16 protein-coding genes are annotated in these 14,777 nt (G+C 33.9%); 6 read left to right on the top strand and 10 right to left on the bottom strand.

Annotation, left to right across the window (positions count from 1 at the left end; all coding sequences use genetic code 11):
* Window positions 1–21 precede the first annotated feature (21 nt).
* Window positions 22–294, top strand: a complete 273-nt coding sequence (gene yajC / locus FNW38_RS15910; RefSeq protein WP_143388748.1) for a preprotein translocase subunit YajC — start codon at window positions 22–24, stop codon at window positions 292–294.
* 76 nt (window positions 295–370) lie between these two features.
* On the opposite strand, the gene FNW38_RS17540 is transcribed toward yajC, so the two are convergent.
* From FNW38_RS17540 to pepT, 3 genes are all read right to left on the bottom strand, one after another.
* Window positions 371–778, bottom strand: a complete 408-nt coding sequence (locus FNW38_RS17540) for a hypothetical protein (RefSeq protein WP_185963156.1) — start codon at window positions 776–778, stop codon at window positions 371–373.
* A gap of 328 nt (window positions 779–1,106) precedes the next feature.
* A complete protein-coding gene (locus FNW38_RS15895; protein ID WP_218043738.1) occupies window positions 1,107–1,643 on the bottom strand; it encodes a YdeI/OmpD-associated family protein in 537 nt (178 codons plus the stop codon).
* Window positions 1,644–1,690: 47 nt separating this feature from the next.
* The gene (pepT, locus tag FNW38_RS15890; protein ID WP_143388745.1) at window positions 1,691–2,968 is read right to left on the bottom strand and encodes a peptidase T; all 1,278 of its coding nucleotides are present in this window, start codon (window positions 2,966–2,968) and stop codon (window positions 1,691–1,693) included.
* Window positions 2,969–3,272: 304 nt separating this feature from the next.
* Between pepT and FNW38_RS15885 the strand changes: the two genes are divergently transcribed.
* Window positions 3,273–4,310, top strand: coding sequence for a quinone-dependent dihydroorotate dehydrogenase (locus FNW38_RS15885; protein WP_143388744.1), 1,038 nt, complete (start codon window positions 3,273–3,275; stop codon window positions 4,308–4,310).
* On the opposite strand, the gene FNW38_RS15880 is transcribed toward FNW38_RS15885, so the two are convergent.
* Entirely contained in the window at window positions 4,278–4,988 is a 711-nt protein-coding gene (locus tag FNW38_RS15880; protein WP_143388743.1) for a DUF3307 domain-containing protein, read from the bottom strand. The two genes, FNW38_RS15885 and FNW38_RS15880, sit on opposite strands and share 33 nt — an antisense overlap.
* Window positions 4,985–5,596, bottom strand: coding sequence for a hypothetical protein (locus tag FNW38_RS15875; RefSeq protein WP_143388742.1), 612 nt, complete (start codon window positions 5,594–5,596; stop codon window positions 4,985–4,987). Before FNW38_RS15875 ends, FNW38_RS15880 begins: the two co-directional genes overlap by 4 nt.
* Before the next feature lie 197 nt (window positions 5,597–5,793).
* Between FNW38_RS15875 and FNW38_RS15870 the strand changes: the two genes are divergently transcribed.
* From FNW38_RS15870 to FNW38_RS15860, 3 genes are all read left to right on the top strand, one after another.
* Window positions 5,794–6,657 carry a hydroxymethylglutaryl-CoA lyase gene (locus tag FNW38_RS15870; protein WP_143388741.1) on the top strand — a complete coding sequence of 288 codons (864 nt, stop codon included), beginning with the start codon at window positions 5,794–5,796 and terminating at the stop codon, window positions 6,655–6,657.
* A gap of 105 nt (window positions 6,658–6,762) precedes the next feature.
* Window positions 6,763–7,314 (top strand): hypothetical protein, encoded by a 552-nt coding sequence (locus tag FNW38_RS15865; protein WP_143388740.1) that lies wholly within the window; start codon window positions 6,763–6,765, stop codon window positions 7,312–7,314.
* On the top strand, window positions 7,311–8,705 hold the full coding sequence (locus tag FNW38_RS15860; RefSeq protein ID WP_143388739.1) for a DUF5723 family protein: 1,395 nt from the start codon (window positions 7,311–7,313) through the stop codon (window positions 8,703–8,705). Before FNW38_RS15865 ends, FNW38_RS15860 begins: the two co-directional genes overlap by 4 nt.
* A 41-nt stretch (window positions 8,706–8,746) precedes the next feature.
* Here the strand turns inward: FNW38_RS15860 and FNW38_RS17820 are convergent, their stop codons facing one another.
* Genes FNW38_RS17820 through FNW38_RS15850 form a run of 3 tightly spaced genes read right to left on the bottom strand, consistent with a single transcriptional unit; the run spans window position 8,747 to window position 10,210 of the window.
* Window positions 8,747–9,202, bottom strand: coding sequence for a cation transporting ATPase C-terminal domain-containing protein (locus FNW38_RS17820; protein WP_235890219.1), 456 nt, complete (start codon window positions 9,200–9,202; stop codon window positions 8,747–8,749).
* Between the two features lie 4 nt (window positions 9,203–9,206).
* Window positions 9,207–9,947, bottom strand: coding sequence for an HAD-IC family P-type ATPase (locus tag FNW38_RS17815; RefSeq protein ID WP_235890220.1), 741 nt, complete (start codon window positions 9,945–9,947; stop codon window positions 9,207–9,209).
* A 59-nt stretch (window positions 9,948–10,006) separates the two neighbouring features.
* Window positions 10,007–10,210: a cation-transporting P-type ATPase gene (locus FNW38_RS15850; protein ID WP_143388738.1), complete on the bottom strand. Its 204-nt coding sequence runs from the start codon at window positions 10,208–10,210 to the stop codon at window positions 10,007–10,009.
* A gap of 164 nt (window positions 10,211–10,374) precedes the next feature.
* Here FNW38_RS15850 and guaB point away from each other — a divergent pair, with 164 nt between their 5' ends.
* Window positions 10,375–11,847, top strand: a complete 1,473-nt coding sequence (gene guaB / locus FNW38_RS15845) for an IMP dehydrogenase (protein WP_143388737.1) — start codon at window positions 10,375–10,377, stop codon at window positions 11,845–11,847.
* An 83-nt stretch (window positions 11,848–11,930) separates the two neighbouring features.
* On the opposite strand, the gene FNW38_RS15840 is transcribed toward guaB, so the two are convergent.
* Both FNW38_RS15840 and FNW38_RS15835 read right to left on the bottom strand, forming a co-directional pair.
* Window positions 11,931–13,832 (bottom strand): monovalent cation:proton antiporter-2 (CPA2) family protein, encoded by a 1,902-nt coding sequence (locus FNW38_RS15840; RefSeq protein WP_143388736.1) that lies wholly within the window; start codon window positions 13,830–13,832, stop codon window positions 11,931–11,933.
* Window position 13,833: 1 nt separating this feature from the next.
* A complete protein-coding gene (locus FNW38_RS15835) occupies window positions 13,834–14,439 on the bottom strand; it encodes an NAD(P)H-dependent oxidoreductase (RefSeq protein ID WP_143388735.1) in 606 nt (201 codons plus the stop codon).
* Window positions 14,440–14,777: the final 338 nt, after the last annotated feature.

Here is a 14,777-nt window from a genome sequence, read left to right as displayed (position 1 = left end):
AATAAAAAGAGAATTAAAATTATGGAACAATTAACTCAATTTGCACCGTTTTTATTAATGTTTGTGGTGATCTATTTCTTTATGATCAGACCACAACAAAAAAGAGCGAAAAACGAAAAAGAATTTGAAAGCACTTTGAAAGTAGGTGACAAAATCATTACTAAAAGTGGTCTTCACGGAAAAATTTCTGAGTTAGCTGATACCACTGTTGTTGTTGAAACGATGTCAGGAAAGCTTAAAATGGAGCGTTCAGCTATTTCTATGGAAATGAGTGCAGCATTGAACAAAAAATAATTTTCGCTTTAATGAATAAAAAAAGTCCCAACCGATTATTCGGGTTGGGACTTTTTTTTGATAAAAAATAATCTTATTATTTTTTATTCTTCTTCGCTTTCTTCGCTTTTTTAGATTTTGCTTTGGCTTTTTTAGCTTTTATCTTTGCTTTGACTTTCGCTTTTTTAGCTTTATCCTTTTTGGCTTTTTTTGCCTTTTTAGCTTTTGCTTTCGCATCGGCTTTTTTAGCGTTTTTTTTATCTTTTACTTTCTTTTTAGTCTTCTTTTTATTGTCTTTTTTATTTGAAACAGCGGTGTTTTGATCTAGATTAATCGCAGAAATTTCTATAGTTTCCGTTATGATTTCTTCTATTACTGGTTCTATTATTTCAACTGGTTCTTCTAAAGGTTTGGTTACTTTAGTTTTTCTAGCTCTAATCGGTTTGTCAATTTCAGGTTTTGCGGGAGATACTGGAGCAGTTTCCGCTTCTTTCTTTTGTATCATAATTTATAGTGTTAGTATTATTTTTATCCAATTAAACCAAAAGTTGTTCAGGTATTAATAAATTGTTAAGTGCCTATAAGTAAATATAGTGATTTAATACGTTGGTTTTTAGTATAGTTCGCAAAAAAAAACTTTCTAATTTGCGATAAATAGTATCTGGGATGGGAGTTTAAATTGGCATGTTTCTTTTTCAAAAGCTTTAAGGAGCGTTTTTGAAAATGAATTTCATATAGCATATTAGGAAGTGATGGCGAGAGTATACGGGAGTGTAGTCTATGGGTTGAATAAAAAAAATCCCAACCTGATGCTTCAGAAATGGGACTTGATTTTATCGGTATTTGTCATTTAAGCCAATGTTTTCAAGTATCATTGGTTTTATTTTTTCGATTCTGGACCGTTTGGTTTCTTCTCGTTTTGCGGTTTCTATATATTCCAAGAATTCCTTTTGTTTGTAAGGCGAGAATTTTAGAAATGCTTTTGCTAAATTCGGATCAGCATCTAATTCTTTTTGGAAAAGTTCAGAAACTATAATTTTTCCTTTTTCAGGTTTAAGATGTTTTCCTTGTTTTTCATTGGTAATCGCTTCATGAATATAATCTAATGCTGCCGCTTCATTGACTTCTTCTTTTGATGAAAAGCGCCATTGTTGTAATGATTTAGTAACACCTTCTTGTGCATTAACCAAAACCTGTTTTTCATCTTTCAGGAAAACGCCATTAAAAAACCAAATCGTAAAATAATTTTTGAATCCTCCGACTCCAAGTACATTTTTATCATTGAGGACATAAACGCAACCGCCCCATTTCGTGGTTTCGATCAGTTCCGTTTTAGCAATAATTGATTTCAGCCTAATTCTTCTGACCAACTATTGACTTTATCCCAGGTATGTGTATTGGTTTTTAGGGGCTCCAACTATTTTTTATTTTTAGCTATTTCTTCCGTTTTAGTGAAATCACCCGCTGCAGTCAATTCGGCAATTTTTACAATTACGTTAACTGCTTTTTGCATGCTTTCTACAGGAACATATTCATATTTTCCGTGGAAATTATGCCCGCCAGCAAAAATATTTGGGCAAGGTAACCCTTTATACGATAATTGAGAACCGTCAGTTCCGCCACGAATAGCTTTTAGAAGTGGTTTTATATCCAATTCTCTCATAGCCTTTTCTGCAATATCCACAATATGTTTTACAGGTAAAACCTTTTCTTTCATATTGTAATATTGGTCTTTTATTTCGGTAATAACAATATCTTCGCCAAATTGTTTTGCAAATTTCTTGTTGATTTTTCGGGTGATTTTCTCGATTAATTCTTTGCGTTTTTCAAATTTTTTCTTGTTATGATCGCGAATTATGAGTTCCAAAACCGTTTCTTCGATACTTCCCGTTAAATGATGTACGTGAAAAAAACCTTTGTATCCTTTTGTTGTTTCGGGTGTCTCATCAATTGGTAATTCATTGATAAAATCATTAGCAATCAACATAGAATTGATCATTTTTCCTTTGGCATAACCAGGATGCACGCTTTTTCCTTTGAAAGTAATTTTGGCGCCAGCCGCATTAAAATTTTCATATTCCAATTCGCCTATTTGACTGCCATCCATGGTATACGCCCAATCCGCTCCAAATTTAGCTACATCAAAATGATGTGCGCCACGACCAATTTCTTCATCTGGTGTAAAACCAACTCTGATTTTTCCGTGCTTGATTTCGGGATTGTTGACAAGGAATTCCATTGCGGTAACAATCTCGGTAATGCCGGCTTTATCATCAGCACCCAGCAATGTTGTTCCGTCAGTGGTTATCAAAGTCTGTCCTTTATACAACAACAAATCTTTAAAATAGCTTGGTGATAATACAATGTTTTTATCGGCATTTAATACAATGTCTTTACCATCATAATTAGGAACAATTTGAGGTTTTACATTAGCACCGCTAAAATCTGGGGAAGTATCAAAGTGCGAAATAAATCCGATGGTAGGCACTTCATGAGTCACATTACTAGGCAAAGTAGCCATAATATAGGCTTTGTCATCTATTGTTACGTCTTGCAATCCAATGGCTTTCAATTCCTCAACCAGTTTGTTGGCTAAATTCCATTGTTTTTTAGTGCTTGGTGTAGTTTCTGAGTTGGGATCAGATTCTGTATCTATAGTTGCATAACCAATAAAACGGTCAATAATATGTTGCATAAAGTATTTTTTAATGAGACACAAATATACAGTTTATTTAGAAAATGATTTTACTTAGATGAGTTTGTCTTTTCTTTGTATCTATTAATAAGTAGCTGAAATTAATAAGCAAAAAGCCAAAGATATAATCAAATACTTAACATAATAAACGAAGAAATTGCATACTTTTTTAAATGAAAGTTTAAATTAAGGTTTGCACAATTAATACTTGTTTCCAATAAATGAAAATGATTTATAAAATTATTTTCCAAATATTTAATTATCGAATAGATAGTTCTATTTTTGCACCACCAACACAACAACCATGTATAAATTACTTATTCGCCCGATACTTTTTTGTTTTGATCCAGAAAAGGTTCATTATTTTACTTTTTCATTGATTCGTTTCTTGTCTAAAATCCCAGGATTTTCATTTGTTTTTAAATCGCTTTACGAGGTAAATGACCCAAGATTAGAAACCGAAGTTTTTGGATTGAAATTTAAAAATCCGGTAGGTTTAGCTGCTGGTTTTGATAAAGATGCCAAGTTGTATAAAGAATTGTCCAACTTTGGTTTTGGTTTTATCGAAATAGGAACTCTTACTCCAAAAGGACAAGAAGGAAACCCTAAAAAGCGTTTGTTCCGTCTTAAAGAAGATAGCGCGATTATCAACAGAATGGGGTTCAATAATGGCGGAGTTCAGGAAGCCGTAGAACGATTAAAAAATAACAAAGATGTTTTAATTGGCGGAAATATTGGAAAAAACAAACTAACGCCAAACGAAGAAGCAACATCAGATTACGAAATTTGTTTTGATGCTTTGTATGACTATGTTGATTATTTTGTGGTGAATGTGAGTTCCCCAAACACGCCCAATCTTCGTGCTTTGCAAGACAAAGAACCATTGACACAATTGTTGCAAACATTGCAAAATAAGAATTTGGCAAAGCCAAAACAAAAACCAATTCTCCTGAAAATTGCCCCTGATTTAACCGATGAGCAGTTACTGGATATTATAGATATCGTAAAAGAAACCAAAATTGCAGGAGTTATTGCTACCAATACAACCATTTCACGCGAAGGATTACAATCCGAAAACAAAATAGAAATGGGAGGTTTGTCAGGAAAACCATTAACGCAACGTTCCACTGAAGTGATCCGATTTTTATCTCAAAAAAGTAAAAAAGCGTTTCCTATTATTGGAGTAGGAGGAATTCATTCTGCCGATGATGCGATTGAAAAATTGGAAGCAGGAGCCTGTTTGGTGCAATTGTACACTGGTTTTATTTATGAAGGCCCGGGATTAGTGAAAGCCATAAATAAAAAGATTTTAGAAAGATTGCAACAACCCAAATTTTACTAAAAGCCCTGTCAATAATGCAATGCCAAAACTCAATAAGGTTCCGATAAGAACATATTCAGTAAGTTTTCGGTCTTTGGCTTCTTTTAAATCTCCAAATCTGAAAATAGATTTTGCAGCCAATAAAAAACCAATGGCTTCAAAATGGGCAGTAATGACAAAATAAAAAACGAAAAGGCGTTCCAATATTCCAATGTAATTTCCGGCATTGGATAAGGAATCGTCGCTTGTTTTGTTTTCAGGAGTCCAAATAGAAATAATATTCTTTATAAGTATCGATGTAGGTTTTGTCAGTAAAAGTATTCCTGTCGCAAAGATCCAAAATCGGTTGTCGAATGCTGTAAAATCAATACGTTCGTTAGTATAAAGTAGCGTAATTACTATGATTACAATAAGATGTAACAGTTGGTCAATTACAAACCAGTTGCGTTTTGTTTTATTTTTTTGAAAATGTAATTTCAAAAAATCAATTCCTCCATGCGTTACCGCCAGTAAAATGGCAAACCAAACAAAATCAGTCCCGCCAATTAAAGCCCAAGCCAGAATAAAATGAAGAAGTGTATGGATATAAAGATAAATGCTTTTGTGTTTTCTGCTTTCTTTATCTAAAACCCAAGATGTAGGTTGCAATAAAAAATCACCAAGCAAATGTGCAAGAAGTAGTTTTATGAAAATAATCATACGTTAATGGTTTTAATTTTTTTTCTGAAATGATTGTCTAGTTCCGTAACCAAATCAAATTGCGCTCGTTTTCGTCTTCGGCTTACCGCAGCTTGATTTATGCCCAGTTTCAAACCGATTTCTTCCTGTGAAAGAGATTTATTTTCTATAGCTGTCAGAACAAATTCAGCCGATTGGACTAGCCAATTGTCCATAAAAGTTAGCCCTAAACGAAGCATTAGGTTCATTTCAGTGTCAAAATCAGGATTGCCGGAATTAATGGCTAAGGTAGTTTTTTGCTTTTTTAAAGTTTCAAAAAGTTCACCAGAATGTACAAAAGCAGTTCCATTACTTTCGGAAATTTTTTCTGCTTTATACGTTTTATCTCCAAAACCAATGCTCATTCTCGCATCAAGTTTTAGGGTTTTTAGATAGGCCTTAATTTGTAAAGCTGTGAGTAGCGCTTCCTCGGGATTTATAACTTCCAGTTGAAATTCGTCACCACGATAAATTTCCCATTCACTCGGGTTTTTACCTTTGGTGTTTAATAATTTTTTCAAACCGTCAATCCAAATTTTAGAAGGTAGTTTTCTTGAATTAATAATATCTCCAGTGATTATGCTTGTCATATCCAAATATAATTAAAAAATTAAATTCAATTTTAAAAGTTAAAAATAAAATTATTACCAAATAACGTAATAATATTTAATATTACCAAATTATGTAATATTTATAATTATTACCAAAATACGTAATAATGTTAATTTACTGAAATTTAAAATTCATAATTTAAAATTCATAATTGTTTTCCTATCTTTGGTTTTCTATGGAGCCAATAAAAATTATAGAATGTCCACGCGATGCCATGCAAGGTATTAAGCAATTTATTCCTACTGAAAGAAAGGTATCTTATATACAATCTTTATTGCGCGTAGGATTTGACACCATAGATTTTGGGAGTTTTGTCTCTCCAAAAGCGATTCCGCAAATGCAGGATACTGCCGAAGTTCTGGCGCAACTTGATTTATCTCAAACCAGAAGTAAACTTCTTGCAATAATAGCCAATACACAAGGGGCAATATTAGCTTCTGTTCACCCTGAAATACACTATTTAGGTTTTCCGTTTTCAATTTCTGAGAATTTCCAAATGCGGAATACTCACAAAACAATAGCGGAATCATTAATCACGTTACAAGAAATTCTTGAAATTGCTGATAGAGGCAATAAAGAAGTGGTTGCTTATCTTTCTATGGGATTTGGTAATCCGTATGGAGATCCTTGGAATACAGAAATAGTAGGCGAGTGGACTCAAAAATTATCCGATATGGGAGTGAAAATCCTATCGCTTTCGGATACAGTGGGAAGTTCAACACCGGATGTAATCTCCTATTTATTTTCGAATTTAATTCCAAAATATCCCGAAATAGAATTTGGCGCTCATCTTCATACAACACCTAATAAATGGTTTGAGAAAATAGATGCAGCCTACAAAGCGGGTTGCCGTCGTTTTGATGGAGCCATTCAAGGTTTTGGTGGATGCCCAATGGCAACTGATAATTTAACAGGAAATATGCCAACAGAGAAATTATTGTCCTATTTCACTTCACAAAAAGAAAATACAAATACAAGCCCGATGAGTTTTGAAAGCGCTTATAATGAAGCTTCTAAATTATTTGGAGAATTTCATTAGAAAAAGATCTATTTTAGATTTTTACAATATTGACAAATATAATAATAAGAACTTTGATGCGTTCGTAGTTTAGTAAGTATGAGATTGATTTTAACAAATAATAAAATGAGACCACTGGTTTTTCATAGGATTTTAGGAATACTAATTCCGGTACTGTTTTTCTTTTCATGTACAAGTGATCTTGACTTTAATCAGGTCAATGATTTAAAATTAGAACCTGTTTTTGTTTCAAATTTGGCTCATTTTGATGTTCCTGCAAATCAATTTGTGACTAATGGTGTAGAACAAGTTGTAACTGTTGACACCCCAACGATTGACATCTTTAATGATGCTTTTTTTAAAGACAATTTAGTAAGAGCTGATTTCTTTTTTGAAATTAATAATACTATAAATAGGGCCTATACTTTAGATCTAGTCTATCTGGACAAAAATAATCAGGCTCTTTATTCTACTAATTTTGCTATACCTGCCTATACTGGCGTTGAAAATTTGGTCACTAAAACCGATGTGTTTGCAAATGCTAAACTTGATTTGTTGAAAAGAACCACTAAAATTGCTTTCATTCTTAAGATGCTTCCTGGTCCGATATTAAGTGAGAGCAGTACCGGGAGTTTAAAATTACGTTCAGGTGTAACCGCTTATTTAGTTGTAGAATGAAAAAAATAATCTTGCTTTTTGTTCTATTTGTATCGGTTGAATGTATTTCTCAAAACAAACAAATTTTATATAATTTCACTTCAGTGCCTCAGTCTTTAATGACTAATCCAGGTTCTGATGTGAAGTACAAATGGTATTTTGGAATTCCTTTATTATCGGGTATTTCTGCTAATGTAGGTTCCAGCGGTTTTTCGGCCTATGATTTATTTGCCAATGACGGAGTGGATTTTAATGTAAAATTGCGAAATGTTGTATTCTCCACTACCAGAAAAGATAAAGCTACAATAAACGAACAAATAGAATTATTCAACGGAGGCTTCAAAGTTGGCGATTGGCAAAGTAACTCATATATTTCCTTTGGAATGTATCAGGAATTTGATTTTCTGAGTTATATGCCTAAAGATTTAGCTATACTTGCTTTGGACGGGAATAGAGATTATTTAGGAAAAGTGTTTAATTTGGGAGATTTAAATGTAAAAGCTGAAATGCTTTCGGTTCTTCATATCGGATATCATAAAAACATAAAGAATAACTTAATTGTGGGACTTCGAGGAAAAATTTATTCCAGCGCTTTTAATGCTACTTCGACTAAAAATTCTGGATATATTTATACCATTCCTTCTACTAATGGAATTTACGAGCAAGTTATTTCTTCGAATTTAGAACTTAATACTTCTGGAATTTCAAAATATATCGATGAAGATTATTCAGGAGATGTAGTAAGAGATATTAAACAAAAAGTCTTTTTTGGAGGTGATTTAGGGCTTGGTTTTGATGCAGGGCTTACCTATTATCCCAAAAAAAATATTCAGTTTACGGCAAGTCTTGTTGATGTTGGATTTATAAGGCATACTAAAGATGTAGAGACTTTTACGTTTAAAGGGTATTATAAATACGACGGGATAAATCCTAAATTCACAAATGGGAATGCGGCAGGAAATGTATATCAGGAATTTAAAGATGCTATTCCATTGGATACATTATATACTAAATACACGACCTGGCGTCCCGCCAAGTTTAATTCGTCTATTCAATATTCATTTGATGATTCAAGAAGTAAAGATTGTAATTGTGACGGCACTGATTCTGGATATAGAAATGCTGTTGGCGCTCAATTATTTATTATGTCAACCCCAAGAACGCCTTTTATGGCTTTTACAACGTATTACAGAAGGAATATTTTCAATAATTTACAAATGAAAGCGACCTATACTTTAGATTCCTATTCGTATAAAAACATTGGATTGGGATTGTCTGCACAACTTGGAAAACTCAATTTGTACGTTCTTGCGGATAATCTGTTAGAATATCATGATTTGGCAAAAGCCAATAGTCTTTCTTTTCAATTTGGACTTAACGTTATTTTTAAAGACAGTGACGAGCCTTATTAAAGCCTAATTGCGGATTGTCTGTTTTTTTTGTTTGCTGAGTTTTACGGATTCTTTTTTCTCTTTAACCATTTGTAAATTTCTATCCAAAGTACCGAAACAAATCCCACTAAAATGCTCAAACCTATTTGGAAACCCGAAACCCTTTCGAACTCAAAAAAATGAGCGAACAGAGGAACAAACAGCAATAAAGCCGTGATCAGAATGGTTATTCCAATTATCATTATAACTAAATTGTTTTTATAGCCTAAAGTGGTAAATATGGAGTAATAAAAAGAACGATTGGTGAGTGTCAGAAAAATATTGGAAGCTATCAATGTAAGGAAAACGGTAGTTCTTGTTATACTTTCCGAGCAATTATCAGCCACACAAAAACGATAGACAAATAAAAGCCCCATTGTGATTACAAGACCCTGAATAATACTAATGGCAATTTCTTTCAGGTTGAAAAAAGTATTGGTAAAAGGTCTTGGTTTGAGCAACATCAAATTGCGCTCCACAGGTTCATTTTCGTAAATTATGGAACAGGTTGGGGCCCATAATTATTTCAAGGAAAATTACGTGAACCGGCGAAAAAATATTTGGATAAATCCATCCCAATGCCAAGGGAATAAACACGATCATTATGATTGGGATGTGTATGGAAATAATGTATTGTATGGCTTTTTTTAGATTGTTATATATTTTTCTCCCCATAGCAATGGCATCAATCATTTTAGAAAAATCATCATCAATAAGAATAAGATTGGCAGCTTGTTTAGCAATTTCAGTTCCCTTTTTACCCATGGCAATTCCTATGTGAGCTGATTTTAAAGCGGGTCCGTCATTTACGCCATCGCCTGTCATGGCTACTATTTGATTGTTATCTTTCAGGGCTTTTATGATTTTGAGTTTGGCCTCAGGAAACATTCTCGTAAAGATGGTGGTTTCCATGACTTTTTCTTTTAGCGTGATGTCATCCATTGCCATTAATTCATCTCCATTCAGTGTTTTTTCAGCGTTTTGAAAACCAATTTGTTTAGCGATTGTGGCAGTTGTCTCGGCATTATCACCCGTAACTATTTTTACCTGGATGCCAGCTTTATAAAATGTTTCAAATACAGTTTTTATGTTCTCTTTTGGAGGATCGTAAAAAGCAACTAATCCTTTAAAATGAAACGAAAATTCTTGTTGTTTTTTGGGATAATTTGTTCCTGAAAATTCAGCAACGCCAACTCCTAAAACCCGAAAACCTTTCGTAGCCATAGTTGTCATTGCGGCAAGGATTTGTTGTGTTTCTTTTTCTGATAAATTAGAGCATGCAATTAAAGCTTCCGGAACACCTTTGGCAGCAATGATTCTGGTTCCATTTTGGTTTTCAAAAACATAGGTTCTTTAACCATTTCAATTAAAGAAGTTAAGAACGTATTTTTATCCTGATGTGCTAAGGAATTAGGGCCGTATTTTGCTCTTGATTGCAAAACTTCATCACCTGAAAGCCCTTTTATTTGTTGTTGAGGTTCTGTCATATCAAAAAAGCCAGGATTTTATGAATTGCGAAGAATCAGGCTTAGTTATAGGTGTCGAAATAATCAATGAAATGCAATTTAATCATTATATTGTAAAAAGTAGTCGTTTTTTCGCTTAAGATTGTCTATATTTGCACGCAATTTAACTACAACTACAAATTGCAATGATCGCACACAATTCTAAGATTATCGGTGAAGGATTAACTTACGATGATGTACTATTAGTTCCCAACTACTCAAATGTGCTTCCACGCGAAGTGAGTATCCAATCAAAATTTTCAAGAAACATAACACTTAACGTTCCTATTGTATCAGCAGCTATGGATACCGTTACCGAAAGTGCAATGGCAATTGCTATGGCACAAGAGGGAGGAATTGGTGTTTTACATAAAAACATGACGATTGAGCAGCAAGCTGCTAAAGTACGTAAAGTAAAGCGTGCCGAGTCAGGAATGATTATAGATCCGGTTACCTTACCATTGACTTCTACAGTTGCTGATGCTAAAAACGCGATGAAAGAATTTGGAATAGGTGGTATTCCAATTGTTGATGAAAATAAAAAACTTAAGGGTATTGTTACCAATAGAGATTTACGTTTCGAAAAAAATAATGCCAGACCTATCATTGAGGTAATGACAAGTGAGAACTTGGTAACAGTTGCCGAAGGTACTTCACTGGAACAAGCCGAAGTAGTTTTGCAAGGATATAAAATCGAAAAGCTTCCAGTAGTAAATGCGGATTATAAATTAGTTGGTTTAATTACGTTTAGAGATATTACCAAACTGACTCAAAAACCAAATGCAAATAAAGACAAATACGGACGTTTACGTGTAGCGGCTGCATTAGGTGTTACTGCAGATGCTGTTGAAAGAGCTACTGCTTTGGTTAATGCTGGAGTAGATGCAGTTATAATCGATACCGCTCACGGACATACAAAAGGAGTTGTAGATGTACTAAAATTAGTAAAAGCTAAATTCCCGGAATTAGACGTTATTGTTGGTAATATTGCCACTCCTGAAGCAGCTAAATATCTTGTTGAAAATGGTGCCGATGGTGTGAAAGTAGGAATTGGACCAGGTTCTATTTGTACTACTCGTATAGTTGCGGGTGTTGGTTTTCCTCAATTTTCTGCGGTACTTGAAGTAGCAGCAGCTATAAAAGGTACTGGAGTTCCAGTAATTGCTGATGGTGGAATTCGTTACACAGGTGATATCCCTAAAGCTATAGCTGCAGGCGCGGATTGTGTGATGTTAGGTTCATTACTGGCCGGAACAATGGAATCTCCTGGGGAAACCATTATTTTCGAAGGAAGAAAATTCAAATCATACCGAGGAATGGGTTCTGTTGAAGCGATGCAAGAAGGATCTAAAGATCGTTATTTCCAAGATGTGGAAGATGATGTGAAAAAACTGGTTCCAGAAGGAATTGTAGGTCGTGTACCTTACAAAGGGGAATTGAATGAAAGCATGCAACAATTCATTGGTGGTCTTCGTGCCGGAATGGGCTATTGTGGTTCAAAAGATATTCCAACGTTACAGGAAACAGGACGTTTTGTTCGTATTACCGCAAGCGGAATCAACGAAAGTCATCCACATAATGTGACGATAACGAAAGAAGCTCCAAACTATTCAAGATAGTTTTTATTAAAAGCATAAAAAAAGGCATAATTAATCCGTTTTAAGGGTGTTAATTATGCCTTTTTTATTGGTGTAAACTAGATTTAATCCGGTAATTCAGATGAGTCAGACAAGTCCGCCAGATTGTTTTTCAAATGCTGGCTATCCCAACTGTGATTAGTTGCCGCAACTTGGGAATAGATGTCACTCTTTAATAATTGTTCTTGTAATTCAATTTCTTCCTTAATTGTAATCATATATGCCATTTTATCATGACGTTTTTCGGCCAGTTTACGTGTGGTGATTTCATCGTATTTTATAAATTGTTGACCTTGTCTGGTTGCCGTATATTTTCGAAGGCCTAATTCGACCAATGCATCAACACCCATATTAACTGCGCTGTATAGAGTTTCCCTGTATATATGTTCGACTTTATGATCGATTAATTCATAGGCATCATTTCGATTTCGGGCACGGGTTAAGATTTTTAAATTTGGGAAATGTTTTTTTAAGGTTTCAATTACTTGAAGATTTACTGTTGGATTATCTATGGCAGCAATAAAAATTTTCGCATTCTCACAACCAGCAGCTTTCAATAACTCTAATCGGGTTGCATCCCCATAATAGACCTTGAAACCCATTTTTCGTAATAAATCGATTCGGTCTGAATCATAATCCAGAATAGTTGATTTTATTTGATTAGCTCTCAATAAACGGCCAACTGTACTTCCAAAATGCCCAAAACCAGCTATGATAACGGGATTATCCTCGTCAATATAATCATTGTCTTTTTTTATTTCTTTTTCCTGAATTCTGGTGTTGGGATAAATTATTCGCTCATTTATTAGTAGCAGAAAAGGAGTCGCAACCATACTCATGGCAATCACTGCCATAATTTGATTGGCTAAAATATTAGGTATAATATTTAATTGTATACAAAAACTCATAATCACAAAACCAAATTCACCAGCTTGACTCAAACTAAAAGCAAATAGTAGATTTTGATCTATTTTCTTTTTATAAAATCTACTGGTCATAAATAGAACTATAAATTTCACTAAAGTTAGAATCGCTCCAAAAACAAAAATAAATAATGGATTGTCCATAATCAATTGGAAATTTATCGATGCGCCGACACCCAGAAAGAATAAACCTAAAAGTAACCCTTTAAATGGTGCAATATCACCTTCTAATTCATGACGAAATTCAGAGTTGGCAAGTACCACCCCAGCCATAAAAGCACCTAGCGCAGGACTTAATCCAATCAAATGCATTAAATAAGAAACACCAACTACCAATAACAATGCTGAAGCGGTAAACAATTCCTGCAACCGAGTTTTTGCGATAATATGCAATAATGGAACAAATAAAAAGCGACCGGCAAAATAGATTATCGAAATAATTCCAAGTACAATTACCGTTTGCAACCAGCTGGCATAACCTGTAATTAATGATTGTGGTGCATCATTTGTTGCCTCAAGATTTACCGTTGACAAAAGAGGTAAAAAGGCTAAAATTGGGATTACTGCAATATCCTGAAAAAGTAAAACCGCAAATGAGGAACGTCCCACTGACGTATTTGATAATCCTTTTTCTTTTAAGGTTTGTAATACAATGGCAGTAGAAGATAATGCCAGTGCCAGCGAAATGGCTAATGTGGTTTCCCATTTCCAGTCCATGAAAAAAAGGCATCCAAGAAACAGAATGAGGGTTGTTCCAACCAATTGTAAAGAACCCATTCCCAGAATGAATTTCCGCATTTTCCAAAACTTACTCGGTTCCAATTCCAAGCCAATCAAAAACAACATCATTACAACACCAAATTCGGCAAAATGCATGATATCCTGTCCTTCCTGGCCAATAAAACCAAGAACATAAGGCCCAATAATTATTCCAGCTAATAAATAGCCTAAAATGGAGCTCAGCCCTAATTTTTTAGCAATAGGCACACAAATTACGGCTGCTGTCAAATAAATAATTGCCTGAAGTAGAAAATTCGTATCCATGTTATGTTTTTATTGTAGCAAACCATTCATTTAAATAATGGTATTGCAAAATTTCATCCGTATCTAAATCATTATTTTCTAAATAGTCGAGAAAATAACCATAAATCAAGCCGTTTTTTTCATAATCTTCTTTGGTCATATTATGTGTTCCATGTATTACAAAAGGGGGTAAATAGGTCATATTACACACTTTTGCTGTTTGATTAAACGGTTCCAGTAATTCAAGAATACTATAGCGATCACTACCGGTTTCGCAATAATTTTCCTTGTTGCCACCTGTAGTAATTACCTGAAAAATAATTTTATCTTGCAAAGCCTTACCTTTTTTTCCATAAGCCCAGTTGTGTTCCAATACCATATCAATCCACTGTTTCATCAATGGCGGACAACTATACCAATACATAGGATGATGCCAAATGATAATGTCGTGTTGGCTTAACAAAACCTGCTCGTGTTTTACATCAATATCAAAATCCGGATATTCCTCATACAAATCATGAAAAGTAATGTTCTCTGAATCGGGAATATTTTCCACCAAGGCTTTATTCGCATGTGATTTTTCGAATAGTGGATGGGAAAATAGGATTAAGATTTTATTTTTAGGCATAAAATTTATTTTAAGCTTTTTGTTTTTATGTGTTATATAATTGATTTACACTGTTCTTTAAACAATAAAAACTTCATGAAAGATATAAAATAATGCTTAATTTTAATAATACAATGCCATTCAAAAGCCCATTTTTACAATATTAATAAATAATAAACAGAAAATCCCGTCAAAACAAAATGTGAAGCTTCATTCAGACAGGATTTAATTAAAGACTTGTTTTGCTTAGCAATAATTCATCCAAAATGGATTTGCAAAAACAATATAGGTATAGGCGTTTAGGTCGCAATTTATTATTTTTGCCTGATGGCAGATAGAAATATTTTTAGAGGAGTGAA

The sequence above is a fragment of the Flavobacterium gawalongense genome, from assembly GCF_007097265.1.
GTDB classification, from domain to species: Bacteria; Bacteroidota; Bacteroidia; order Flavobacteriales; family Flavobacteriaceae; genus Flavobacterium; species Flavobacterium gawalongense.
The sequence above is the reverse complement of the archived record's forward strand: the minus strand, read 5'-3'. Positions and strand labels throughout refer to the sequence as shown.